This window comes from Paenibacillus rhizoplanae (genome assembly GCF_042684125.1).
Lineage (GTDB): Bacteria > Bacillota > Bacilli > Paenibacillales > Paenibacillaceae > Paenibacillus_AQ > Paenibacillus_AQ rhizoplanae.
In genome coordinates, this window is sequence record NZ_JBHUKY010000032.1 from 61,150 (window position 1) to 84,617 (window position 23,468).

Annotated in this window: 23 protein-coding genes and 1 pseudogene; 16 read left to right on the forward strand and 8 right to left on the reverse strand. The window is 53.4% G+C overall.

All coding sequences use genetic code 11. The features are described 5' to 3' along the window. The first annotated feature begins 165 nt into the window (after window positions 1–165). The 10 genes from ACFSX3_RS18430 (at window position 166) to ACFSX3_RS18475 (ending at window position 9,840) form a co-directional block, all read left to right on the forward strand. On the forward strand, window positions 166–1,155 hold the full coding sequence (locus ACFSX3_RS18430; RefSeq protein ID WP_173136535.1) for a LacI family DNA-binding transcriptional regulator: 990 nt from the start codon (window positions 166–168) through the stop codon (window positions 1,153–1,155). Between the two features lie 21 nt (window positions 1,156–1,176). Then, entirely contained in the window at window positions 1,177–2,148 is a 972-nt protein-coding gene (locus ACFSX3_RS18435) for an N-acetylglucosamine kinase (protein WP_209993304.1), read from the forward strand. 23 nt (window positions 2,149–2,171) lie between these two features. Beyond that, a complete protein-coding gene (locus ACFSX3_RS18440) occupies window positions 2,172–3,470 on the forward strand; it encodes a 6-phospho-beta-glucosidase (RefSeq protein ID WP_209993375.1) in 1,299 nt (432 codons plus the stop codon). A gap of 23 nt (window positions 3,471–3,493) precedes the next feature. Continuing rightward, window positions 3,494–4,420: an ABC transporter permease gene (locus ACFSX3_RS18445; protein ID WP_209993305.1), complete on the forward strand. Its 927-nt coding sequence runs from the start codon at window positions 3,494–3,496 to the stop codon at window positions 4,418–4,420. Window positions 4,421–4,447: 27 nt separating this feature from the next. Next, complete coding sequence (locus ACFSX3_RS18450; protein WP_209993306.1) at window positions 4,448–5,338, forward strand: carbohydrate ABC transporter permease; 891 nt, start codon at window positions 4,448–4,450, stop codon at window positions 5,336–5,338. A 35-nt stretch (window positions 5,339–5,373) separates the two neighbouring features. Further along, window positions 5,374–7,008, forward strand: a complete 1,635-nt coding sequence (locus ACFSX3_RS18455; protein WP_209993307.1) for an extracellular solute-binding protein — start codon at window positions 5,374–5,376, stop codon at window positions 7,006–7,008. A 45-nt stretch (window positions 7,009–7,053) separates the two neighbouring features. Next, the gene (locus ACFSX3_RS18460; protein WP_209993308.1) at window positions 7,054–8,787 is read left to right on the forward strand and encodes a family 10 glycosylhydrolase; all 1,734 of its coding nucleotides are present in this window, start codon (window positions 7,054–7,056) and stop codon (window positions 8,785–8,787) included. Window positions 8,788–9,063: 276 nt separating this feature from the next. Continuing rightward, window positions 9,064–9,318 (forward strand): hypothetical protein, encoded by a 255-nt coding sequence (locus ACFSX3_RS18465; RefSeq protein ID WP_036723207.1) that lies wholly within the window; start codon window positions 9,064–9,066, stop codon window positions 9,316–9,318. Next, the gene (locus ACFSX3_RS18470; RefSeq protein ID WP_209993309.1) at window positions 9,315–9,491 is read left to right on the forward strand and encodes a hypothetical protein; all 177 of its coding nucleotides are present in this window, start codon (window positions 9,315–9,317) and stop codon (window positions 9,489–9,491) included. Before ACFSX3_RS18465 ends, ACFSX3_RS18470 begins: the two co-directional genes overlap by 4 nt. Next, entirely contained in the window at window positions 9,478–9,840 is a 363-nt protein-coding gene (locus ACFSX3_RS18475) for a hypothetical protein (protein ID WP_209993310.1), read from the forward strand. Before ACFSX3_RS18470 ends, ACFSX3_RS18475 begins: the two co-directional genes overlap by 14 nt. Before the next feature lie 15 nt (window positions 9,841–9,855). Here ACFSX3_RS18475 and ACFSX3_RS18480 read toward each other — a convergent pair whose 3' ends face one another. Together ACFSX3_RS18480 and ACFSX3_RS18485 are read right to left on the reverse strand one after the other, a co-directional pair. Next, on the reverse strand, window positions 9,856–11,172 hold the full coding sequence (locus ACFSX3_RS18480) for an ATP-binding protein (RefSeq protein ID WP_209993311.1): 1,317 nt from the start codon (window positions 11,170–11,172) through the stop codon (window positions 9,856–9,858). After that, window positions 11,169–11,903: a LytR/AlgR family response regulator transcription factor gene (locus ACFSX3_RS18485; protein WP_209993312.1), complete on the reverse strand. Its 735-nt coding sequence runs from the start codon at window positions 11,901–11,903 to the stop codon at window positions 11,169–11,171. The genes ACFSX3_RS18480 and ACFSX3_RS18485 overlap by 4 nt, the downstream gene beginning before the upstream one ends. Window positions 11,904–12,059: 156 nt before the next feature. Between ACFSX3_RS18485 and ACFSX3_RS18490 the strand changes: the two genes are divergently transcribed. From ACFSX3_RS18490 to ACFSX3_RS18510, 5 genes are all read left to right on the forward strand, one after another. Then, entirely contained in the window at window positions 12,060–12,983 is a 924-nt protein-coding gene (locus ACFSX3_RS18490) for an ATP-binding cassette domain-containing protein (protein ID WP_209993313.1), read from the forward strand. After that, window positions 12,980–13,777: an ABC transporter permease gene (locus ACFSX3_RS18495; RefSeq protein ID WP_209993314.1), complete on the forward strand. Its 798-nt coding sequence runs from the start codon at window positions 12,980–12,982 to the stop codon at window positions 13,775–13,777. The genes ACFSX3_RS18490 and ACFSX3_RS18495 overlap by 4 nt, the downstream gene beginning before the upstream one ends. Window positions 13,778–13,808: 31 nt before the next feature. Next, window positions 13,809–14,777: a peptide-methionine (S)-S-oxide reductase MsrA gene (gene msrA / locus ACFSX3_RS18500; RefSeq protein ID WP_379257712.1), complete on the forward strand. Its 969-nt coding sequence runs from the start codon at window positions 13,809–13,811 to the stop codon at window positions 14,775–14,777. Between the two features lie 74 nt (window positions 14,778–14,851). Then, a complete protein-coding gene (locus ACFSX3_RS18505) occupies window positions 14,852–15,583 on the forward strand; it encodes a ZIP family metal transporter (RefSeq protein ID WP_209993315.1) in 732 nt (243 codons plus the stop codon). 94 nt (window positions 15,584–15,677) lie between these two features. After that, window positions 15,678–15,977, forward strand: coding sequence for a hypothetical protein (locus ACFSX3_RS18510; RefSeq protein ID WP_209993316.1), 300 nt, complete (start codon window positions 15,678–15,680; stop codon window positions 15,975–15,977). Window positions 15,978–16,079: 102 nt separating this feature from the next. On the opposite strand, the gene ACFSX3_RS18515 is transcribed toward ACFSX3_RS18510, so the two are convergent. The 4 genes from ACFSX3_RS18515 to ACFSX3_RS18530 all read right to left on the reverse strand — a co-directional run bounded on the left by ACFSX3_RS18515 (window position 16,080) and on the right by ACFSX3_RS18530 (window position 20,284). Continuing rightward, a complete protein-coding gene (locus ACFSX3_RS18515) occupies window positions 16,080–16,988 on the reverse strand; it encodes an aldo/keto reductase (RefSeq protein ID WP_209993317.1) in 909 nt (302 codons plus the stop codon). 892 nt (window positions 16,989–17,880) lie between these two features. Then, window positions 17,881–18,870 carry an aldo/keto reductase gene (locus ACFSX3_RS18520; protein ID WP_209993318.1) on the reverse strand — a complete coding sequence of 330 codons (990 nt, stop codon included), beginning with the start codon at window positions 18,868–18,870 and terminating at the stop codon, window positions 17,881–17,883. Window positions 18,871–18,965: 95 nt separating this feature from the next. Further along, entirely contained in the window at window positions 18,966–19,808 is an 843-nt protein-coding gene (locus ACFSX3_RS18525) for an AraC family transcriptional regulator (RefSeq protein WP_209993319.1), read from the reverse strand. Window positions 19,809–19,972: 164 nt separating this feature from the next. Then, entirely contained in the window at window positions 19,973–20,284 is a 312-nt protein-coding gene (locus ACFSX3_RS18530; protein WP_209993320.1) for a (2Fe-2S) ferredoxin domain-containing protein, read from the reverse strand. Window positions 20,285–20,616: 332 nt separating this feature from the next. Between ACFSX3_RS18530 and ACFSX3_RS18535 the strand changes: the two are divergent. Further along, window positions 20,617–21,162 (forward strand): annotated as a pseudogene (locus tag ACFSX3_RS18535) (general stress protein); the annotation flags it as partial. Window positions 21,163–21,646: 484 nt separating this feature from the next. Here the strand turns inward: ACFSX3_RS18535 and glpX are convergent. Together glpX and ACFSX3_RS18545 are read right to left on the reverse strand one after the other, a co-directional pair. Then, window positions 21,647–22,642: a class II fructose-bisphosphatase gene (gene glpX, locus ACFSX3_RS18540; protein WP_209993322.1), complete on the reverse strand. Its 996-nt coding sequence runs from the start codon at window positions 22,640–22,642 to the stop codon at window positions 21,647–21,649. Window positions 22,643–22,666: 24 nt separating this feature from the next. After that, complete coding sequence (locus ACFSX3_RS18545; RefSeq protein ID WP_209993323.1) at window positions 22,667–23,467, reverse strand: pyruvate, water dikinase regulatory protein; 801 nt, start codon at window positions 23,465–23,467, stop codon at window positions 22,667–22,669. Window position 23,468: the final 1 nt, after the last annotated feature.

Genomic DNA, 23,468 nt, shown 5'->3' on the forward strand with positions numbered 1-23,468 from the left:
TTAAATTTTTGTAAAGATTAATAAGGTTTGTATTGAGACGAAGCTGACATTAAATGTTCTATTATCAGTGAGCACAAGGATATATCATGATATGTAAGGAATTTTTTATTTTCACTGAAAGTTTAATCGTTTAAACTTTGGAGTGCAGGAGGCGGGTAATCTAAGATGAATATTCATGATGTAGCCAAAAAGTCGGGGCTCTCGGTAGTGACTGTATCCAGAGTGCTAAACCACTCACCGTCTGTGCGTGAGTCCAATAGACAGAAGGTGCTTAAAGCGATGGAGGAGCTGAATTATCAGCCCAATTCCGCAGCGCGGAGTCTGGTACGCGGCAAGACGGGAGTCATCGGGATGTCGATTAACAACTTTAACGATTCTTTCTATGACCGCGTAATTCGTGTGGTCAACCGCAAGCTGACGGAGCAAGGGTATTTCTTGGCGTTATCCATTGCCGAGAATGAGGATGAAGGGGATAACTTCCTGTTTCAGAAGGACCGTGTGGACGGGATTATCCTGTTGTCTCCGCTGGAAGAGGAAGCATCTGTAGAGGAGCTGAAAAGAAAAAACATTCCGTTTGTATTGCTGGATAACCAGTTCCAGCATGAGGATGTTCCCAGTGTCGTGGTCGATAATTACCAGGGCGGTTATGAGGCAACCAAGCATTTGATTAATCTTGGACACACGCAGATTGCCTTTATCGGCGGCCCTTCGGTATTCCTGAGCGTTGCGGAACGTAAGCGGGGGTACAGCCAGGCACTGGAGGAAGCTGGGCTAACGTCGTTCGGCACAGATTCCTGCGGGTTCACGGTAAGCGGGGGGTATGAGGTCGCCAAACGCTGGGTCCGTGAAGATAAGCTGCCGACAGCCTTTTTTTGCGGAGATGACTTCATTGCTCTTGGAGTAGTCCAGGCGCTGCGCGACGAGGGGATTCGGGTCCCCCATGATCTCTCGGTCGTGGGATTCGATGATCAGCAGTTCGCAGGCGAATTCTACCCGCGGCTCACGACGGTCAGGCAGCCTGAGGCGCAAATGGGCAGCATCGGGGTTGATCTGCTGATGCAATTAATCCATGGGGAGGTGATGCCGCCCGCTGTAACGAAGCTCGCTCCTCAGCTTCTCGTGCGCGAATCGTCAGCAAATGTAAGATTAACCTGAACATTAGGAGTGAAATGATCTGTGAAGTATTACTTGGGAGTGGATGCTGGGGGCAGCAAAACCTATGCCATGATTGCAAGTGAGCAGGGTCAGGTTATCGCTGTAGGCCGGGGAGGAAACGGAAATCACCAAAAGAATTGCGAGCAGGCAGAAGAAAGCTTACAGCAGGCGGTATCGGAAGCGGTCATGGCGTCAGGGTTGACAAGGGACCAGCTGGAGTATTCCTGGTTCGGAATGGCAGGAGCTGACAGAGAGGCTGACTTCCGGATTCTGCGGCCGATCATCAGCCGTCTCAGCCTTCCCCGGACGGAGATATCCTGCGATACCTGGAATGCACTGCGCTCCGGCACCGGGGAGAATTATGGAGTTGTGCTGATTTGCGGTTCAGGTGTGAACTGTGCCGGCAAGAATCCGCTGGGCGTTATGCACCAATGCGGGGGGTTCGGTTACCGGTTTGGTGATTTTGGCGGCGGCTATGATCTAAGTATGGAGGTATTCCGCAGTGTCATGCGGGCGCATGATGGAAGAGCGGGCAAGACGGTGCTGACAGAGCGCTTGACCCGGCGGCTGGGCTATTCCAGCGTTCCGGAGCTGCGGGAGGACTATCTGGATCATTACCGGGAATTGCCGGCTGATATTGCCGAGCTGCTGTTTCAGGCGGCAGAGGACGGGGACGAGGTTGCTACTGGATTACTGGTCAGGCAAGGCGATGAGCTGGGACTGGCTGCGGCGGCAACGATCCGCCAACTGGCGATGGAGAAGGATACTTTTGACGTTGTACTGGCTGGCAGCCTGCTCACTAAGGGAGACCGCTCGGGAATCATCAAGCGCGCCATTGAGCAGAGAGTGAAGCAGTCGGCGCCGGGTGCCACCTTGAGGATATTAAACCGTGAGCCGGTGGTTGGTTCGGTCGTTCTGGCGATGGAAAGCAGCGGAATGGATGTGAATCATGAAATCCTGGACCGCCTGTCTCTGGAGCAGGTAATCAAATGAAAATGGTGAAGGAAGGTTCTGTCATGGAGGAAACATTGAAGCTGGTTGTAATCGGAGCCGGGTCATCGTATACACCTGAGCTTATCGAGGGGATTATCAAGCACCATCAAGAGCTGCCCATCGGCGAAGTATGGCTCGTGGATATTGAGGAGGGGCGGGAGAAGCTGCATACGATTACGGAACTAAGCAAGCGTATGATTGCGGAGTCCGGCCTGCCGATAACATTAACGGAAACGCTTAACCGCAGGGAAGCCATCGCCGGAGCACACTTTGTCTGCACACAGATCCGGGTAGGCATGCTGGAAGCGCGGAAATGGGACGAATTGATTCCGCTGAAGTACAATGTGATCGGTCAGGAGACGACAGGCCCCGGTGGGATGATGAAAGGCCTGCGGACGATCCCGGTCATTCTGGATATCTGCAGGGATATGGAGGAGCTGGCCCCAGAAGCCTGGCTGCTGAATTTCACGAATCCGGCGGGCATGGTGACCGAGGCGGTACACAAATATTCTTCGGTTAAGAGCGTAGGGCTGTGCAACTCTCCCATCGGTTTTCAAAAGTGGCTCTCCGAGTTCTTCGGACTTCCTACGGAGAAGATCTACGCCGAGTTCGTGGGCATCAATCATCTGCACTGGGTATCTGATGTCGTGATTGACGGAAAGAGCAAGCTGCAGGAGCTTATTGACTATCCTCAGAATTACAAGGCCAGCAATGTACCGTTTGATTCCTGGGACCACCGGTTCCTGAATGGGTTGAAGGCGATCCCTTCCTATTATCTGAGCTATTACTATATGACAGACGACATGCTTGCGGAACAGAAGGAAGCGGCAGCATCAACCGGCTCGCGGGCTGAGGTGGTGAAGCTGGTGGAGGAGGAACTGTTCGAGCTGTACCGGAACGTAGAGCTGAAGGAGAAGCCGAAGCAGCTGGAGCAGCGCGGAGGAGCCTATTATTCGGAGGCGGCGGTACTGCTGATGCGGTCCATCTATAATGATTCGCGCGATATCCAGACGCTGAACGTACGAAATAACGGAATCATTGATTTCCTGCCGGATGATGCTTCCATCGAGGTGAACTGTCTGGTGACCAAGCAAGGTCCGCTGCCGGTCCCGCTACGCCGCATTCCACCATCCGTCAGAGGTTTGCTGGCGGCGGTTAAGCAATATGAGAGTCTGACCATCGAAGCAGCCGTTCACGGAGACCGGGACATTGCCCTGCAAGCCCTGGTGCATCATCCGCTGGTCCCTTCAGTCACCGTAGCTGAACAGCTGCTGGATGAGATGCTGGAGCACAACAAACCGTTTTTGCCATTATTTCATTAGACTTAACGCCGGGGGGAAGACGGATGAAGATGGCTGAGAAACCAAGGGTAAGGCATAAGTTTAGGGATCAGTTAGATTTACAGTCCATGGTTTGGCCGGGCATTATCTTTGTTCTTATATTCAGCTACATTCCAATGTATGGCGTGGTTATGGCCTTCCAGCAGTATGATATCTTTGGCGGCATGATGAAGAGTCCATGGGTCGGATTTATGAACTTCAAAATGTTCTTTGAAGCGCCCGAGTTCTGGAATGTGATGAGAAATACAATTGTGATTAGCTTGCTGAAGCTGCTGATTACGTTCCCGGCCCCTATTCTGTTTGCGCTCATGCTGAATGAAATCGGGAATATGGCGTTCAAACGGTTCATCCAGACCGTCAGCTATCTGCCGTATTTCCTGTCTTGGGTCATTGTATCCGGATTCGTATTCTCGCTGTTATCTGTGGATAACGGAACGCTGAATTATTTGCTGGAACGGCTGGACCTGATCGTAGAACCGGTTAACTTTCTGGCGATTCCGAAATACTTCTGGTCCATTCTGGTGAGTGTCAATGTGTGGAAGGAGATCGGATTCGGGAGCATTGTCTATCTGGCCGCGATAGCGGGCGTTGATCCGGCCTTGTATGAGGCAGCCTCTATAGACGGTGCAAGCCGCTTTAAGCAAATCTATCTGATTACCCTCCCCAGTATTGCTTCTATTATTATCATCTTTATGATTCTTGCCATCGGTAATCTGCTCAGTGCAGGATTTGAGGACATTTTGCTGCTGGCGACCAATCCGGTCTTGCGGCCATACTCCGATGTCATTGACACCTACGTATACCGTGTCGGGATATTGAATGCCAGATTCTCTTATGCGACAGCGGTAGGACTGTTCAAAGCGGTGATCAGTGTAATTCTGCTGGTGACAGCCAACAAAATCGCCCGCCGGGCAGATGTTAGTCTCTGGTAGACCTACAATCTATAGGAGGAGTGAACAATGAGACTAAGCCTGGGCGACAAAATCATGCAGCGGACGATCTATATCCTCTTGACACTGATGGCTGTTATTATGCTCTATCCGTTCTGGAATGCGCTTGTGATCTCCTTTAATCAGGGGAGCGATACGGCGCTGGGCGGCGTAACCCTGTGGCCGAGAGTATACACCTTCGAGAATTATTATATTGTGTTTCAGGATCACCGCCTGCTGAACTCTTTCCTGATCACCGTCCTTAGAACCTTGAGCGGGACGGCCTTGTCTGTCTTCTTCACGGCCTTGTTAGCCTACGGCATGTCCAAAAAGACCTTGCTGTACCGCAAGCAGTATATGGTATTCTTCATGGTTACGATGTTCTTCAGCGGCGGGCTGATCCCCACTTATCTGCTCATCCGCTCTCTGCATATGCTGGATACCTTCTGGGTACTGATTATTCCTGGTATCATCAGCGTCTACAACATGATTGTAATCCGCACTTTCTTCGCTGCACTGCCTGACGGGCTGGAGGAATCGGCCAAAATCGACGGCTGCGGCAACTATGGGATTTTCTTCAAAATTGTCATTCCCGTCTCCGGTCCGGTACTCGCTACGATTGCATTATTTACAGCGGTGGGTTACTGGAACGACTGGTTCACGGGAGCCATCTATATCACGAAGGACCCTCTGCTTCCTATACAGACTCTGCTGCGGCAGATCATGAACTCCAACATTATGACTGAGATCGGCTCATCGAATGCCATTGCACTGGATCATATGAACCGGAATCGCACGGTCACCACGAAGTCATTGACTATGGCTACGATGATGATCGCCACTATCCCGATTATTTTGACGTACCCCTTTCTCCAGAAGTATTTTGTTAAGGGCGTACTGATCGGTTCATTGAAAGAATAGCAGTCTTTCATATCGTGTAGAAAGAAGGGGACAACATGCGCATTCGGTTGAAATGGGTATCGCTTCTGCTTACCGGCTTGCTGCTGCTCACTGCCTGCAGCAGTGGCGGGGAATCCGGCACTTCGCAGAACACAAGTGAGGGAGAGGCCGGGGCAGCCACAGATGATGGGGGCATTAAGCCTACTACCTTCAGCTTCTATGGGAACTACGACTGGCTTACAACGGCCTCTTGGGGGGAGAATGAGGCGACGAGATGGATTCAGGAGAACCGTAAGGTTACCGTTGAGCCGGTGCAATCCGGGGGAGCGGCCGCAGAAAAGCTTAACACGATGATTGTCAGCGGCGCGCTGCCGGATGTGATCTTCACTGACCGGGGAGCCACAGTGGAGCGGCTGGTGCAGGCAGGAAGGCTCGTGGCGCTTGATGAGTATTATGAGAAGTATCCGAATTTCAAGAAATATGTAAAGGAATCCACCCTGAACCTGCTCCGCTCTGAGGACGGCAAAATCTATCAAATCCCCAACTGGTACACCTCCGGGCAGTTCGGCAACGGGGGCTATATGGTCAATAAAGATATCTATAACGCACTCGGCAGACCGAAGCTTGAGACCTTCGAGGATCTGTATCAATATTTGCTCCTGGTGCGCGATAAGTACCCGGATGTAGTGCCTCTGGAGGTCGGTGAGAAGGGAGGCGGCCTTGACATTATGTACGGCGGTTTCAAGGAGAATGCCACCAGCAAATTCATCTCCCTTATGGGTTATCCTGAAGGCGACAGGCTGATCCCGATCTATGACGATCCTGCTTTTGAGGACATGATGCTCTATATCAACAAGCTGTTCCGCGAACGCCTGATTACCCAGGATGCGCTGCAGCAGGTCCAGGATGCGGTGAAGGAGAAGGTGAATACCGGCCGGGTAGCGGTGATGGTCGAATCCAACATCACTACGTACGGAGCCGAGGGGCACCGGGCGCTGACTGCGGGCAACCCGGACAGCGGATATGAGATTATTTGGCCGGTGCATAAGGCGGGAATAGACAAGAATAAGGTGTTTGTCAGCGGCTTCGAGACACTGGGCTGGAACGTCAATGTCATTACCACCTCCGCCAAGAACCCGGAGGCCATCTTCGCCTACTATGACTGGATTACGGGTCCGGAGGGACAGAAGGTACTGTTCTTCGGTCCGAAGGGTCTGTACTGGGATGAAGAGGATGCAGACGGCGCCCCGGTTCCGAACGAGAAATACAAGACGACACCTGCCAACGAGCGTACGGAAACGATGCGGAAGTTCGAAGATTTCAACTGGGCGGGCAACACGACTCTTATTGATACGGCAAAAATGAGCCTGGAGGCTTCGCTTGCCGCCAACCAGAAATCATGGGAGACGGTAGCGCAGTCCACGGTGACCTGGAAAACTGCTCTGGATATTACGGAATTCGTGAATACCGATCCGGTTCCCGATACGGAGATGGGGATCATCGCCCAGAATGTTCAGAATATTCATACCCTGGCTTTTGCCCAGATGGTTCAGGCGAAGTCGGATGAAGAGGTGCTGTCCGCGCTGGAAACGGCTAGAAAGAACGCCAAAAAAGCCGGGCTGGATAAGCTGCTCGAGTTCAAAACGCAAAGATGGCAGGAGAATGTCCAGAAGATTAACGCGAAGAAATAATTCTTGTTGTGATCCGAATAAGACTATTATTATGGAGGCGTGTCTATGACAATTACCCTGAGAGCAAGGTTCACTGCGGTGTTAAGCTTGGCGTTGGTTTTCTCTGGAATGGGTGCTTCGGTTCCGGCTATGGCCGAGGAGGAGAGCAATCCGCCTTTTGAGACGGAAGTCATTGTACGAACCGTTAACCAGTTCAAAAATGTAGCGGATGTCGAGGACTTTATCGAGCTGTCCGAACAATACGGAGTGGATGTCATCAGCTTGAACGTGAAGCAGGATGAAGATGATGAGGTCCCGTCCGGGCGGGTATTCTATCAGAGTGATATCGCTCCGATTGCCCAAGGCTACGAGAACTTCGATGCCCTTCAGGAGGTAATTACAGCCGCACACGCCGCAGGAATTAAGGTTCATGCGTGGATTCCACAGTTCCATGACCAGGAGGCCTTCCTGGCGCACGATGAATGGCAGATGCAGTCGCTGGTAGGCGGGGTTCAGACTCCGTTCACAGGCGCGAACGGCAACGAATACTTCGTCAATCCGCTACATCATGAAGTGCAGCAGTATGAGCGCTCCATCATTCAGGAGGTCATTGAGAATTATGCGGTGGACGGTGTGGTGTTAGACTGGATTCGCTTCGATAATTACAACATGGATGTCAGCAATTATACGGTAGCCAAATATCAGGCAGCGTTCGGATATTCTCCGCTCACTATTAATTTCGATGTGGATTCTGCGAAGCGGCGGCAGTGGAATGAATGGAGAACCGAACAAATCGGCCAGTATGTAGGTGATATCCGGCAGGACATTACCGGGTCCTCGAATCCGGATGTGGAGCTTGGCGTGTATATTCTGCCGCCGGAATTCACTGAGGTGGGGCAGAATGTCGCCAAATTCAAGGATGATATCGACTTCGTCGCCCCGATGGCGTATTTTGATGACTGGGAATTCAACAGCGACTGGGTGTACAGCACTTCCTACGGTATCCTGAAGGATACGAGCGACCGGATCAGCGGCAGCCCAGTAGACATTGTGCCGACGCTGGATAATGATTGGACGAATGATCAATATCAGGAGATCTACCAGGGAATCCGCCAGAATTATCCTGGTGTGAAGCGCCTGTCGTTCTTCGCCTATGGGGCCTGGCCTGAATCCGAGTTAATCCAAATCAATGAACGTACAACCTGGCCGACCCCTGACTGGACGGCCCCGGGAGAACAGGACTATCCGGCTCAGCTGCCAGCAGGCTGGAAGGCCAGAAATATCGGCTCCAAGCCGGGGAGTGCCACCTATAATACTTCCAAGAAGCAATTTACGCTCAGCAGCAGCACTACGGATATTTGGGGAAATGGAGACCAGCTGAATTATATCTATCAATCCGTGAGCGGCAATGCGGAGATTATAGTTAAGGTGCAGTCCACTAGCGGGCTGGACGGCTGGGCCAAGGCCGGCGTTATGATTCGGGAGTCGCTCAGTTCGAATTCCAAGCACGCGGATATGATGCTTACCCCGGAGAATGGGGCAACCTTCCAGTACCGGGCAGCGACTGCGGGCACTATGACCGATCAGACTGCGGCGGCTTCGGTTCCTAAATGGCTAAAGCTGAAGAGAACCGGAAATACCTTCAAAGGTTATATTTCATCTAACGGGAATAGCTGGCAGACGGTCGGAACCGTGCAGATTCCAATGAACAGCCAGGTATATATCGGAATAGCGCTCAGTAATCCGGGGGATGCCGCCGGGAATAAGGCCGTGTTCGGCAATGTGAAGATCACCCATTAAGTGTTACCATGTGTAGAAACCCTTGAGGGGCCTGTGTGTAGGCCTTTCAAGGGTTTTTAAAATATGAATATGATTCGCATAACAACTGGAGAAACTAAGGTTGTGCCCCGGATGTACGGAAAATATACTGTTCTACCCAATCCAAATTGCTATTGCTAGTGTAGATTAACTTGAGGGAGATTCTGTTAGAGTGGCGGCAACGGACTGCGCCAAAAAAGTGGACAGGGGTAAAGGCGTGAATCCGTTCCGATTACATTAGGAAATGGGGGGATACAGATGGATTTCAGTGCATTGACTGGCCTTTTCGTGGATAACAATGGTTCGGTCGTGCTGAATGTTCTGTTATCTACTGCCTTGATCTGGAGTGTTAAGCAAATTGCGAATAAAGAGAAAGTCATACAGAATTATCAGAAACGCGATGAGGAGAATGAGAAGCAGCTTAGCGAATATAACCGTACGCTCGTGAAGCTGCTGATTGAGAGAGGAACCGCAGAGAGAAAACCTAATGATGAGGAGGTCGTCAACAAGTGAAGCTCCTCGATATCTTTCGCAAGCACGAGCTGAAGCCCAGCCGGGTCAAACAGGAAATTGAGACCCTGGGCCAAATTCAGGAGGCGTATGAATCCAATGATCTAGAGAGGCTTATTGATCTGCACCGTACCGGCTTAGGCAGAAGAGGAGATGATCTGCATGGACATTATTGACTTGATCCTGATCACACTGGAAATGATAGCCTTGATTGCTTTTACCGCGTATGTTATCCGTTACAGCAAATACTTCATCGGACGAGGGCCTATGCGCACCTATAATTTGTACCTCCGCAGTGTGTGGGTAACTTATGGGGCAGTAGCGCTTCTGTGTCTCAATCTGCTGTGGGGAAGGCTGAACATTATTCTCGGGCTGAACCTGTCCGGCAGCTTATCCGATATCCTGCGGGAATATGTGCTGGTGCTGACGCTTGTCATGCTTGTATTCGCAGGCTTAATGCACAAGGAGTTATGGGACAGCAACCATAGGCACAAGACCCGCCGTGAGCGCAAGAAACTGAAATAGTAGGCCCATTCCCCATCATTCCCCCTCGGACACCCGTCCTCCGCCACGTTCATCTCTCTCAATATGAAAAAGTACCAGCTCCAGCTGAAACAGCTGGCCGCTGTAAGTAAACTGAAACAGCCCGCCGGCCTGCTCCATCGTCTGGCGGATATTCCGCAGTCCGATCCCGTGGGAACGCTTATCGCTTTTGGTGGTTAGCAGCTCGCCGTTTGGTCCTTGGAGGACGGACCCGGAATAAGGATTCAGAATCCGTATAAATAAGCTGTCATTCAGGTAATGCATATGTATGGCGATGTATCGTTCTGCTCCCTGCTCTTTGGGGATCAGGCTGGCTGCTTCCAGTGCATTATCAAAAGCATTGCCCAGAATAACGCTGATTAAAGCGGTATTCAGCATGAGCCGGGGCGGAAGGCTCAGCTCCAGGCGCAGATCAATTTCGGCTGCGGCGGCCTCCCGTTGTTTGTAGTCCAGAATGGAATCAATGACCGGGTTGCCGGTGTTGCAGTAAGCTTGGGCATGTCCGGTCCAGCCCAGCAGAGCATCCAGCTCGGCTGTAGAGGCACCTTCTTCTCCGCTGAGGACTCTGGAACGCAGGCCTAGGAGAATATGGTTGAAATCATGGCGGAACCGGAGGGCTTCCTGCTGAAATTCCCGGTTCCGGTGATACTGGTTCACATAATAGCTGTTCTGCTGCTCCAGCAGCAGGCGTTGGCTGCGTTCAGACTGCGCGCTCAGCACGCGGTCAATCAGGAGGAAGATCAAGAGATTGATAGCGAGCAGCAAGGCGGGAACAACAGGAAATAACTGCGGATATAGCTGGAAGAAGGGACTGCCGGACAGCTGCAACAACACGGCAATGCTAAGACAAGGACAGAGAAAGGCAACAGATCCTAACCATCCGGTCAGCTGGCCCTGGCCCTCGCCTTTCACCAGCCTGCGCAGCAATAGAACGAGCAATAACATCAGCAGCTTTGAACACAGCAGGCTGAGCCTGTAACCGAAATCTGTACGTGGCAGTGGAACCGCCGCATCGCTGAGGATAATCAGAGCCGAGATAAATACCACAGCATATAACCGCCATGCAGTGCTGGCCCGGTAAAGCAGGGACAGGCCCAGGATCAGTCCGATATTGCCTGCCATCAGCGGCAGGGCGGGCAGGGAGCTGTGATGGAGCAGAGCCTGAACACCTATGTACAGAATGTACAGCACAGTCAGCCGCAGCCGCGATTCTACACGGCAGGTGAAGAAGCGGCTGAAGAAGAGATGCAGTATGACTGCCAGGAGCGGAAGTACAGCGAGATAAATAATTTCATCGAGGAGTACAGAATTCACACCAGCTCCCCCCTGAAACGCAGATAAGCCCTACGCACAGCGGGGCTGTATTTGCCGCTGACCGGCAGCTCGCAGCCTGTAGTGAGGATGATTTTTTTGGCGCTAATGGCCTGGATTGAATAGAAGTTTACGATATAGGACTGGTGAATCCGCACGAAATGGCTGGCCGCCAGCTTCTGCTCCTCCTCTACCAGCTTCCCGTAATATTGCAGTTCCCTATCCTGAGTAACCAGTGTAATCCGTCTGATGCTGCTCTCCAGATAGTGAATTTCCCGGTAAGGAATCCTTAGTTCCTGGTTCTTCAGCTGCACTGGAAGGAAGCTGGTCCGGCCCTGCTGCCGGAGACGGAGGGTCTTATGTATGGCCTGGGCCAGCTTCTGCTTGAAGCTTTCCGGCGCAACAGGTTTCTTAATGAACCCTGACGGACGCAGGTCAAATAGCTGCATATGGTATTCTTCATGGCTGGAAATATAGATAAGCTGCACCGGGTCATTGCCGTCATCCTCCCTCAGGAGCTGCCCCGCTGCAATGCCGTCCAGACCGCCCAGCTCAATATCCATGAAGATAATATCGAACTGCCTGCCGTCCCGAAGGTCCCGGGCGAAGCTTTCTCCCGAATAATATATGGAAATCTCAATGTGCTCGTTCAGGCTTTCCCCGGTTTCCAGAATCAGGCGCTCGGCCTCTCCGGCAACGCGGGGCTCATCGTCACACACAGCAATATGAATCATTAGCTCCTCCACCTTTGCATTTATCCCTACATTATACATTTACATCCTCAAAAACGACATGATCTCGCATGAATATGACACTTGCGTTAGCGAAAGGGACACCGGATGATATCGTTAAGCCGTCAACAGATTTGAATGGAAGAAGGAGTGTTTGCTTTGACGGCAGCGGTATTTGAGGCTCAGGGCTTATCCAAGGAGTACCCTTCAGGGGTAGCGCTGGATCAGCTCTGCATGAGAATTGAGGCGGGAGATGTGTACGGCTTCGTGGGGGAGAACGGGGCGGGCAAAACAACGCTGATGAGAATCATCGGCGGTCTGGTGCATCCGACAGCCGGAAGGATGGCCTTGTTCGGAGAACAGAGCAAGGAGAGGCTGATTGCGGCCAGACGCCGTATCGGCTTCCTGATCGAACGGCCTTCACTCTACCCGCATATGAATGCGATGGAGAATCTGGGCTTTTACTGCCGTATCTTCGGAATCAGGGATAAGGGCAGGAGCGCGGAAGTGCTGAAGATTGTAGGTCTGGATGAGTCGGGACCGAAGAAGACGGGCGAATATTCGCTTGGTATGCGCCAGCGGCTGGGAATTGCCGTGGCCTTGCTGAACCGGCCGGAGTTCCTGGTGCTGGATGAGCCGGTGAATGGACTGGACCCTGCGGGAATTGTGGAGGTCAGGCATATTCTGGAGCAACTGTCCCGGGAACAAGGCGTGACTCTGCTGATCTCCAGCCATATTCTGAGCGAGCTGCAGCTGCTGGCCGGTAAATACGGCTTCATTCATCAAGGCCGGCTGATTCAAGAGATTTCGGCTGCTGAACTGCAGCAGTCTGCGCAGGTGATGATCTGTATTACCACATCTTCTCCGGCAGCAACCGTAGCTGAGATGCTGAGGCAGGAGCTTAGGCAAGGGGATATCCGGGTCAAGCAGACCGGAGAGATCGAGCTTCCCCGCAGCGGGGTGGATCTGGAGCGCCTGATGTCTCTGCTCGTGCAGCGGGAGATCCCGGTTGACGGCTTTCAGCTGACGGCGCCCAATCTGGAGCAGTATTATATGGATTTGATCGGGGGCGGCGGAAGATGAGGAACCTCTGGCAAGCTGAAATCTATTATTTGCGTAAGGATCTGGCCTTTAAAAGCGTCACCGCAGTCTTCGCCTTAGCCAGCCTCGCACTTGTTCTAATTCTGGGCAGCAAAGGTGGTTATGACCTGGGTAGTTATGCAGAGCCGCTCAAGACGGCTGCTTCATTCTCTATCCTGTTCTATCTGGTTATTCCGCTGCATGCCTGCTTTTTTGCAACCGAAGGCTTCGAGCATGGCTCGGTGCAGAATATTATTGCAGCCGGGCATAGTAAGGCGAAATATTTTACCGGTAAATACGTGCTGGAGCTGCTTGCTGTTCTGGGCTGGCTGCTGGAGTTCTACGGTTTATTCTATCTATTCTATCTTGCGGCAGCGCTGATCACAGGAGCGCCGATAGGACATGCCGGATATACAGAGGATCTGTGGGCTGGAATGACAGCATTGGGACTTAACCTACTCTATCTGGGCGCTTATTGTGCTGTAGTCATGATGCTGGGGATGCTGATCCGTAAACCGGCTTCGGCGGTGGTGGCCGCTTTCTTCTTCATCTTCGGCAACCTGCTGCTCAGCGGGTATCTCAAGGACGCCTCCTCTGCGATTCTTCGCGCGGTTTCTGAGCATTCTCTAATGACGCAGATTCTCAAATTCTCGGGGATGTATGTGGAGAATTCACAGCTGATCCTGCTCTCGGGGACGGGGGATTATATGCGCGCGTTGTGGATTCCAGCAGTTTGGATCTTGTTGTCTCTAACTATCGCCCTGACCGTTTTGGAGAAACGGGATATTCAGATATAATAGGGGAAAAGCTTGCAGGGAGGCGGTCTGTTTGACTTCGAATGATACGCTGCAGCTGGCGACCTTCGCCGGCGGCTGCTTCTGGTGTATGGTCAAGCCGTTCGATGAGCTGCCGGGCATCGTCTCGGTGGTGTCAGGTTATACGGGCGGGCATACGGAGAATCCAACCTATGAAGAGGTAGGGTCGGAAACTACCGGGCACCGGGAGGCGGTGCAGATTGTCTATGATCCGGAGCTATTTCCGTATGAACGGCTGCTGGACATCTATTGGCAGCTGATCGATCCGACAGATGACGGCGGGCAGTTCATGGACCGGGGGCATTCTTACGCTCCGGCGGTCTTTGTGCAGAATGAAGAGCAGCGGAAGCAGGCGGAGCTGTCGAAGGAGAGGCTGAAGGCCAGCAAGCGCTTCAAGGCACCGATAGTGACACCCATCCTGCCGGCTGCGCCGTTCTATCCGGCGGAAGCAGAGCATCAGCAGTATTACCGGACCCATCCGCTGGATTATAAGCTATATCAGAAGGGCTCGGGCCGTGACGACTTCACAGCGCTGCACTGGAACAGCCGTGAGGACAAGAAGCGGCTGCGGGGCCGGCTTACAGAGCTGCAATATGAGGTCACCCAGAACAAAGGCGATGAGCCTGCCTACCAGAATGCGTATTGGGACCACTTCGAGGAGGGCCTCTACACGGATGTGATCAGCGGTGATCCGCTATTCAGCTCAGCAGACAAATTCGATTCCGGCACAGGCTGGCCCAGCTTCACAGGTCCGGTTGAAGAGGGGATGATCCGGCGGGAAGCCGATTATAGCGGCGGGCAGGTGCGGACCGTGCTGCGCAGCAGGTTGAGCGGAGCATATCTGGGGTATCTGACCTTTGACGGGCCGGAGCCGGCGAAGCAGCATTATCATATCTATTCTGCCGCCCTTCAGTTCGTCCCGAAGGCAGAGCTTGAAGACAGAGGGCTGGGACGGTATTTGGGACTATTTTTCACAAGCTGAAAGCTTGGTCATATTTATAGCTGCCGGGAGCATATGCTTGATCTATAGTCCTGTCCACAAAAGGGGTTGAAGATTTGGCGGGTGCACTTTTAGGCAGCTTTTTGTCTGCAATGGCAACAGTGCTGGGCGTTATTCCTATTCTGTTCGTAAGGCGGCTGTCCGAGCTGTGGAAGGATGTGCTGGTGGCCTTCACTGCCGGGATCATGGTCTCTGCAAGCACCTTCGGGCTGATGCCGCAGGCGATCAAGGAATCGGGCATTACTGCGCTGACTCTGGGGCTGATTACCGGCGTATTGCTGCTCGATCTGATCGAGAGCCATATTCCGCATATCGATGTGGAGAATAAGCCCGGCCTCAGCAATCTGGATTCCAAAGCGCTGCTCGTCATGATTGCGCTATTCATTCATAACATCCCCGAAGGGCTCAGCACAGGCTTCAGCTATGCCAGCGAGCAGACAAGCCTTGGCCCGATGGTGGCGATTGCGATCGGCGCGCAGAATATGCCGGAAGGGCTGATTCTGGCAATCTTCCTCATGAATGCCCGCGTCACCCGGCGCAAGGCCCTGACCATAGCCGCCCTGACCGGTCTCATGGAGATGGTATCGGCCGTGATCGGATATTTCACAGCCAGCTATGTACAGAATGTGGTTGGATACGGATTGGCGTTCGCTGCCGGAGCGATGCTGTTCATCGTGTATAAGGAGCTGATCCCGGAGAGTCACGGCCACGGATTTGAGCGGCCCTCGACGTATTCGTTTATATTTGGGCTGCTGGCGATGGTCTATATTACGCAGTTTTTTGGCTAGACTGTTTTAGCGGCAGTGTCATTTGCATCTGGCTGCTGCAGCCGCTATACTATAACGCAATCCCCGGTTCCTATGGAGAAGGAGTGATGACACGATGGTTAGACTGGAATGGGAAGCTGTATTATCCTTCGTATTATTGATTGCTTCATACTTGTGCTTATACGCAGCTATTCAGAAGCGGACGAATTTCGCCCGCTACAGCATGACCGTTCTCCTGATAGCCAGTGGAGCGCCGCTTGCCGTGATGCTGATTCTGGAGAGCAGAAGGGAAGCTCTGGATGCCAATATCGGGCTGGGCATGGCGTTCCTGCTGACCTGGCTCATTACCGCAGTTGTAATTGTGGCTGCATTGATTACGTGGATAGTTAAGGCAAGGAAACGCGCTCATAGGTAGAAAATAAGAAGATAAGCAAAAAATAAGAAGCTGTACAGAGACTGTAATGCCTACAGTTTCCGGACAGCTTCTTTAGTGTGTTCCTCTTTACCGATCGGCGCTCTACACGTGCAGGGTATACCGGCCCGCCTTACTGGTCTCCCGTACAGCTTCAAGCTCCAGCGCAGAGAGCGGCTGCGAACGGGCAGCCGCAATATTCTGCCGCAGCTGCTCCAGGCTGCTGGCCCCAGGGATAATAGCAGCAACCGCCGGATCAGCCAGCGGATATTGCAGTGCAGTCTGCGTCAGCGTCCGGGTGAGGGTGGTCTGGCTCATCAGCTGCTCATGCAGCGCCGTGAGCTCAGCCTCCGTATAGTCCAGATACGCCCGCTGCGCCTTGCTGCTGCCATGATCGGTCAGAATGCCGCTCGCCAGCGGCCCCCGCGCAATCAGGCTGATGCCCGCGCGGCCCAGCAGCGGAAGAATGCTCTCCTCCGGGCGTCTGTCGAGAATGCTATACTGGCTCATCACGCTGACAATTCCGGAACGCTGTACATATTCACGGATTACATTCGGCCGGATGGAGGAGATGCCATAATGCCGGATAACCCCTTCGCGCTTCAGCTCCTCGAAGGCTTCAATCGTCTCTTCTATATCATCCTCCAGCGTTCCTCCGTGCAGCTGATACAGGTCAATATAATCGGTCTGCAGCCTACGCAGACTCTCCTTCACAGCGGAGCGGATATAGCCCTTGGAGGCATCCCAGCTCCAGCCTTCCTTACCGGGAATTCTGCGGTTGCCCACCTTGGTTGCCAGGATAACGTCAGCGCGGCGGTGCCGGATGGCCTGACCGACAATCTCCTCATTGCGGCCCTCATCGTAGAGGTCGGCAGTATCCAGGAAGTTGATCCCACGGTCCAGCGCTTCGTGGATAATGGCGGTTGCCTGCGCTTCAGCGGTGCCCAGTGACATGCAGCCGAGGCCCATGGCACTTACGTCTAAATCGGATGATCCCAATCGGTTAGTCTTCATCGGATGTCCTTTCGTTACTGCAGTGATGGGTATTGATGGGTATGAATGAGTTCATTATAGCATTCAGGCACAGCGTAAGCACTCGGACGGGACTGCTTCAAGGTTCAACTGGTACAGCATCCGTCTTTAAATTGTGGTTGGGCTTGATGAGACCTGAAGTTTTAAAAAAGTAAAAGAATTGCGAGAAATTGTATGTGGAAAACCGAATACAATGTGCTTGCGCGAAGATGTCGGGCCGAATGTATGTGAAAAACCGAATACAATGTGCCTGCGCGAAGGTAATCAGGCCCAATGTATGCTAAAAACCGAATACAATGTGCCTGCGCGAAGATATCAGGCCCAATGTATGCGGAAAACCCAACATAATAGTTTAGGCGGTGTCGTCTTACTGATCCAATTAAATCTGTGGGCAAGGACATATCTCAGGGGTTCGGTGAAAAGAAACCAGAACAACCGAGTCTGTTCCTTACGGACCACAAAGCCGTTAATTTGAAGAAAAAGGAACTTTTTGCGGAGTAACGGACCGAGTGGAGCTTATTGTCTCTCTAAAGAACGTTTAGGAGTGGAATATTAGTTAATAAGGGTCGTGGTGTCCGCAACTTGCCCAAGTTGTGACTCTCCTTCGAAATAAGCGCGTCTCAGTCCGTAACGCCGAGCCAAACACCCCAATAAGACCGAACCCACACCTAAGGGAGATAGCTCCACGCCTTCAGCCCTTCTGACATCGCTAAGCCTCTACTCCACCATTTTAAATCTGACGCTCTACTAGTTAGTGATATCTGCACAAAAAAACAATCCTGCACCACCGCGCGAATAAGCGGGTGGGCAGGATTGCCGTCATGATCTGTGCTCTGTGATCTGCAGGTTCAGCAGGTGTATTATCCGCCCCCGCTTATCCGCGCAGAATCTGCTCAATCTGCTCCAGTTCTTCTGCACTTAGCTCGTGCGCATTCAGTGAAGCTACGGCATCCTCGATCTGGCTGATCTTGCTTGCCCCGATCAGTGCAGAGGTCACCTTGCCGCCGCGCAGGACCCAGGACAAGGCGAGCTGGGACATCTTTTGTCCGCGTGCCGCCGCAATTTCGTTCAGCTTGCTTACCTTGGCGATAACCTCTGCGGTGATTTCCTTCTCCGAGAGGAAGACACTCGGTCCGGCTGCGCGGGAATCGGCCGTGATGCCGTTCAGGTAGCGGTCGGTCAAAATCCCCTTTTGCAGCGGGGAGAAGGCGATGGTGCCGATGCCCTCTTCCTCCAGCACATCCTGCAGGCCGTCCTCGATCCAGCGCGACATCATCGAGTAGTTCGGCTGATGAATCAGGCAAGGCGTGCCCAGGCGGCGGAGAATCTGCGCCGCTTCGCGCGCCTCTTCAGGTCTGTAGTTCGAGATGCCGACATACAGCGCCTTGCCCTGCCGCACCAGCAGATCGAGGGCGGACATCGTTTCTTCCAGCGGCGTATTCGGGTCCGGGCGGTGGTGGTAGTAGATATCGACATAATCCAGTCCCAGCCGCTTCAGGCTCTGATCCAGACTGGACACCAGATTCTTCTTGGAGCCCCATTCCCCGTAAGGGCCAGGCCACATATAATACCCTGCTTTGCTGGAGATGATCAGCTCATCGCGGTAAGGGGCGAGGTCCTTCTTCAGTATCTGGCCGAAGCTCTCTTCAGCAGAGCCGGCGGGCGGGCCGTAGTTATTGGCAAGGTCGAAGTGGGTAATCCCCAGGTCGAAGGCACGGCGGACCATAGCGCGGCCGTTCTCGAAGACATCATTGCCTCCGAAATTATGCCACAGCCCGAGGGAGATGGCCGGCAGCAGCAGGCCGCTGCGTCCAGTGCGGTTATATTTCATCGTGTCATAACGTTCAGGATTGGCGATATACATATTGGATTCCTCCTAAGTTTAAGTTGTGCGGGACTTCATACCTTCCTAATTGTAGCGGATAAACGCTTTCAATCGTATGTCAGCATGGATGATTTTTATAGCACAATGTCTGTATCTGCATGGCGGAGCCGGTACTCTTTGGGCGAGCAGCCCTTCACCTTCTTGAACATCCGGGAGAACAGCAAAGCATCCTGATACCCCACGGATTGCGAGATCTCCCCGATGGTGCAGCCGGTCTCCGTCAGCAGCTCGCAGGCCTTGGACATACGGAATTGGAGCAAATATTGCTGTGGAGGCAAGCCGACCGTCCGCTTGAACAGCGCCGACATATATTTGCGGTCCAGCTTCAGGGAAGCGGACAGGCTCTCCATCGTCACATTCTCGGCGTAGTGGGCTTGAAGGTAATGCAGGCACTGCTCGACATAGACACTTCTGCTGCGCGGAGCCGGGCTGTCGGCAGCCGGGACCGTGCGCAGCAGCAGGGAGAAAAACTCATAGAGCATCACCTTCAGCGGCAGATCCAGCAGATCCCTGCTGCTCCCCGTTTCAGATAACCTGGCAGACAGAGAGGGCATCAGCACCGGGTCCATCGGGAACACCGGCTGCTCCGGGGTCAGTGAAGTCCGTGCCAGCAGATAACCCGCCTCCTCCCCGGTAAAAGCAATCCAGGAATACAGCCAAGGGTCATCTTGATCTGCAGCATAATGCGTTACCACATGCGGATAAGTGAGGAAGGCCTGCCCTGCGCCCAGTGTATGTGTGGCTTCACCGACGGTTACCTTGCCGGTTCCGGCGTGTATGAAGTGGATTTTGTACAGGCTTCGCACCCCGGGTCCGAACGAATGACCGGGGGCGCACTGCTCCTGGCCCCAGTAATGCAGATACAGGTCAGGATTGGCCCGGTGGGGGCGATGGGCGTTATATTTGAATACAGTCATGCTTACAGCCTCACTTCCTGAAGGATGATGGCACTCCTAATGAACATATATCTCTAGTATACCTCAGAAGGAGGATGACCGGACAACCGCAAATAGTCCCAGCCCGGGAAGGGGAGGGACTAGGAGTATGAGGCTGAAGGCTGGCTGGCTGGGGCTGCTGGGAATCAGGCTTCTATTTTGAGCATAACCAGCTCTTCTACGGGCTGACCGTTCACTAAATGCTCCTCCACGATACGGGCCGCATCCTCCGTCGTTACATTGTAATACCAGACCCCGTCCGGATACACGATGACAAAAGGGCCGTTGCCGCATAGGCCGAGACAGCTGGTTTTGTTGATTTTGACCGTTTTGTTGATCCCTTGCTCCACCAATTGCTCCTTGAATTCCTGCATGACATCCTCTACGTCCTGGTTATTGCAGTGCTCACTGCAGCAGAAGAGCAGATGCTTCTTAAGTACCTTCAGACGCATATTCATCGCGGTTTCCCCCTGGATTCTATAAGAGTAGCTTACCTGTTATACGAGGAGTATAGTCTCTTTTGGCGGCGCTGTAAGGAGATTAGAGCATTGTTCCCAAAGGCTTAATAACTGCCATGAACCGGAGAATTCAGTGTAATCTAAGCTGACTTCAAACCACTGAATTTGTGGAAAATGTGTCCGGCAGGCAATTTCCTGTTTCATAATTTTTTTTGTGGAACCCGGGCAAAGATTGAAAGTTACCAGTTTCGCGGAGGAGCGTTTGGTTAAGTAAGGGGTGTGAAAGTTAAGCGAGAACTAAATTACAAATCAGCTACCAGGAGGGAATCGTTATGAATAAGAAAATTGTAGGGGTATTCCATACGGAGCATGAAGCCTCGCGGGCTATTGAAGACCTGAAGGCACATGGATTTCTGACAGAGGATATCTCAGTGATAGCGAGAAATAGACGCGATGCGGAAGCGATCAATGAAGAGACAGGCACCAAAGCGCCCGAGGGGCTGGCATCCGGGGCGGCGACTGGCGGCGTGCTGGGCGGTGTGACTGGACTATTGGCAGGCATTGGCGCATTGGCGATTCCGGGAATCGGGCCGATTATCGCAGCAGGACCGATCGCAGCGACATTGACCGGAGTGGCCGTAGGGGCAGGAACGGGCGGTCTCGTGGGCGGTCTGATCGGGCTGGGTATTCCTGAGGATGAAGCGGCAAGCTACGATAATGATGTGGATGAAGGCCGCATTCTGGTCATGGTGGATGCAGATAACAAGCGGGAAAGTGAAGTGTATTCTGTATTCCGCAATCATAATTCAGCGAACGCTGACCGTTATATGAATGATACAAGTGCTGCCGGGGATGCCCCGCGGGACTCCGTCACAGATGCCGTGGATGCGGCGTTCAACGGCTCAGGTCTTGAAGGCAGACATGATACAGGGCTGGATACCATGAATTCAGCCACGGAGCATGATCTCCCGGAGCGAAGCGCAGTGGAGGATATGAAACGGCCGGGAATGACAGGAGATCTGTATTCCGGCACGCGTAACGGCATAGACAAGACACCGGATCATACATCGGACCGCAGACTGGCGGATCTGGAGGAGAAGCAGGCACAGAATGCTGCAAGGAATGAGGGAGCGCGAGCCGGCCAGAGCCGTGAGGGCGGACGGTTATAGTGAACTGCTGCTAGACCAGAGCATGGTCGCAGCTGGCAAGCGATGAATGTAACATGTGAATGACACAAACAAAGGTTTCCCGAAGTCCCGCCGGACTTCAGGGAAACCCTTGTTTGTCGCTGCAACGAATGACGTCTATTAAAAGGATGGCGGAGCCTGTTCCTGCTTGGCGGATAAGTTGCCGGGCAGAAACCTACATCCAAGCCGCATCCTGCCTGGCCGCAGCGATCTGCGGGATCTCCTTGCCGGGCAGGAAATGGATGCTGCGGATGTAACGGATCGTGCGGCTCTGCGCCCGCATGATCACGGAATGGGTCTCGGCGCGTTCCTTGCCGATGAAGCGGACGCCGCTGAGGAACTCGCCGGAGGTCACTCCGGTTGCGGCGAAGATCACATCACCGGTGCCGACCATGTCCTCCATGGACAGCACCCGTGCCGGATGGTCCAGGCCCATCTGCAGGCAGCGCTGCATCTCTGCAGGGCCTTCGGGCAGCAGCCTGCCCTGAAGCTCCCCGCCCAGGCAACGCAGTGCGGCGGCAGCCAGTACGCCCTCCGGTGCACCGCCGGAGCCCATGTACAGATCGACATCGCTGTCCGGCAGCGCGGCGGCAATCGCTCCGGCAACGTCGCCGTGGCTGAGCAGCTTGATGCGTACGCCCGCTTCGCGCAGAATGGCGATCAGCCGCTCATGCCGCTTGCGGTCCAGCACCATCACCGTCAGCTCGGAGAGCGATTTGCCGGTAATCCGGGCGGCCTTGTGCAGCGTTACTTCCGCCTGGTCCCCGAGGCTGAGCCTGCCGGCCAGCTCCGGTCCGCAGGCCAGCTTCTCCATGTAGATGTCAGGCGCGTGGAGAAGGCTGCCCTTATCCGCAATGGCAATGACAGACTGGGCATTATGCAGCCCGCAGGCCACCACCTCAGTGCCTTCCAGCGGGTCCACCGCCACATCGACGGAAGGACCGTTACGGTTACCGACCCGTTCCCCGATGTAGAGCATCGGGGCTTCGTCCATTTCTCCTTCACCGATCACGACGGTCCCGTCAATGGAGACGGAATCGAACATGGAACGGATTGCAGTTGTGGCAGCTTCATCTGCCGCATGCTTGTCGCCCCGGCCGATCCAGCGGGCTGAGGATAATGCCCCAAGTTCAGTGACCCGTACAATTTCCAGTGCCAATTCGCGTTCCATAAGATTCCCTCCAGTTCAGTCTGATTAGATATAACCCATAATAATGCCGGCCGTTTCTTCAATGGCCTTATCCGTAATATCGATGACCGGACAACCCAGCTTAGCGAATAGGGCTGCCGCATATTCCATTTCCTCTGTAATACGTTCAAGGCTGGCATACTGTGAGCCTGTGGGCAGACCCAGCATCTTCAGCCGCTCGGAACGGATCTTCAGCATATATTCGGATTTCATGGTTAGCCCGATGATCCGTCCTGCTGGCAGGCTAAGGAGCTGCTGCGGCGGGCCTACCTCCGGCACAACCGGATAATTCACAACCTTTTTGCCCCGGTGGGCCAGAAAGATACTAAGCGGCGTCTTCGAGGTGCGGGACATGCCGAGCAGGACGATATCCGCCTTCAGCATCGCACCGAGGTCGCGCCCGTCATCGCAGGCTACGGTGAATTCAATAGCCTCCATCCGCCGGAAGTAATCCTCGTCCAGCTGGTGCAGCAGTCCTGGACGAGCCTGGGGCGCATCGTCGAAGATATCAATGAAGGCCTGCATCATCGGCCCCATGATGTCAACCACCCGCAGATCGAGGCGGACGGCCTCTTCACGGATCACCTCCCGCAGTTCAGGCTGAACGAGAGTATAAGCTACGAAGCCCTGATGCTGAGCGGCCTCTTCCATTAACTTGCGCAGTTCATCTTCATGTCTGACATTACCGTATCTTCTGATGGTGACACGCTGATTCTGAAATTGGTGTATCACGGCCTGCACAACAGCCTCCGCCGTATCTCCAATAGAATCCGAGCATATCGTAATGAAATGGGTGGATGGCTCCATG

What these genes read in the sequence shown, in the direction of transcription:
- ACFSX3_RS18525 (WP_209993319.1), bottom strand. Translation starts at nt 19,808, where the DNA reads ATGACTGTATTCAAATATAACGCCCATCGCCCCCACCGGGCCAATCCT.
- ACFSX3_RS18520 (WP_209993318.1), bottom strand. Translation starts at nt 18,870, where the DNA reads ATGTATATCGCCAATCCTGAACGTTATGACACGATGAAATATAACCGC.
- ACFSX3_RS18530 (WP_209993320.1), bottom strand. Translation starts at nt 20,284, where the DNA reads ATGAATATGCGTCTGAAGGTACTTAAGAAGCATCTGCTCTTCTGCTGC.
- ACFSX3_RS18445 (WP_209993305.1), top strand. Translation starts at nt 3,494, where the DNA reads ATGAAGATGGCTGAGAAACCAAGGGTAAGGCATAAGTTTAGGGATCAG.
- ACFSX3_RS18460 (WP_209993308.1), top strand. Translation starts at nt 7,054, where the DNA reads ATGACAATTACCCTGAGAGCAAGGTTCACTGCGGTGTTAAGCTTGGCG.
- ACFSX3_RS18455 (WP_209993307.1), top strand. Translation starts at nt 5,374, where the DNA reads ATGCGCATTCGGTTGAAATGGGTATCGCTTCTGCTTACCGGCTTGCTG.
- ACFSX3_RS18450 (WP_209993306.1), top strand. Translation starts at nt 4,448, where the DNA reads ATGAGACTAAGCCTGGGCGACAAAATCATGCAGCGGACGATCTATATC.
- ACFSX3_RS18475 (WP_209993310.1), top strand. Translation starts at nt 9,478, where the DNA reads ATGGACATTATTGACTTGATCCTGATCACACTGGAAATGATAGCCTTG.
- ACFSX3_RS18495 (WP_209993314.1), top strand. Translation starts at nt 12,980, where the DNA reads ATGAGGAACCTCTGGCAAGCTGAAATCTATTATTTGCGTAAGGATCTG.
- ACFSX3_RS18510 (WP_209993316.1), top strand. Translation starts at nt 15,678, where the DNA reads ATGGTTAGACTGGAATGGGAAGCTGTATTATCCTTCGTATTATTGATT.
- ACFSX3_RS18465 (WP_036723207.1), top strand. Translation starts at nt 9,064, where the DNA reads ATGGATTTCAGTGCATTGACTGGCCTTTTCGTGGATAACAATGGTTCG.
- glpX (WP_209993322.1), bottom strand. Translation starts at nt 22,642, where the DNA reads ATGGAACGCGAATTGGCACTGGAAATTGTACGGGTCACTGAACTTGGG.
- ACFSX3_RS18515 (WP_209993317.1), bottom strand. Translation starts at nt 16,988, where the DNA reads ATGAAGACTAACCGATTGGGATCATCCGATTTAGACGTAAGTGCCATG.
- ACFSX3_RS18440 (WP_209993375.1), top strand. Translation starts at nt 2,172, where the DNA reads ATGGAGGAAACATTGAAGCTGGTTGTAATCGGAGCCGGGTCATCGTAT.
- ACFSX3_RS18485 (WP_209993312.1), bottom strand. Translation starts at nt 11,903, where the DNA reads ATGATTCATATTGCTGTGTGTGACGATGAGCCCCGCGTTGCCGGAGAG.
- ACFSX3_RS18545 (WP_209993323.1), bottom strand. Translation starts at nt 23,467, where the DNA reads ATGGAGCCATCCACCCATTTCATTACGATATGCTCGGATTCTATTGGA.
- ACFSX3_RS18430 (WP_173136535.1), top strand. Translation starts at nt 166, where the DNA reads ATGAATATTCATGATGTAGCCAAAAAGTCGGGGCTCTCGGTAGTGACT.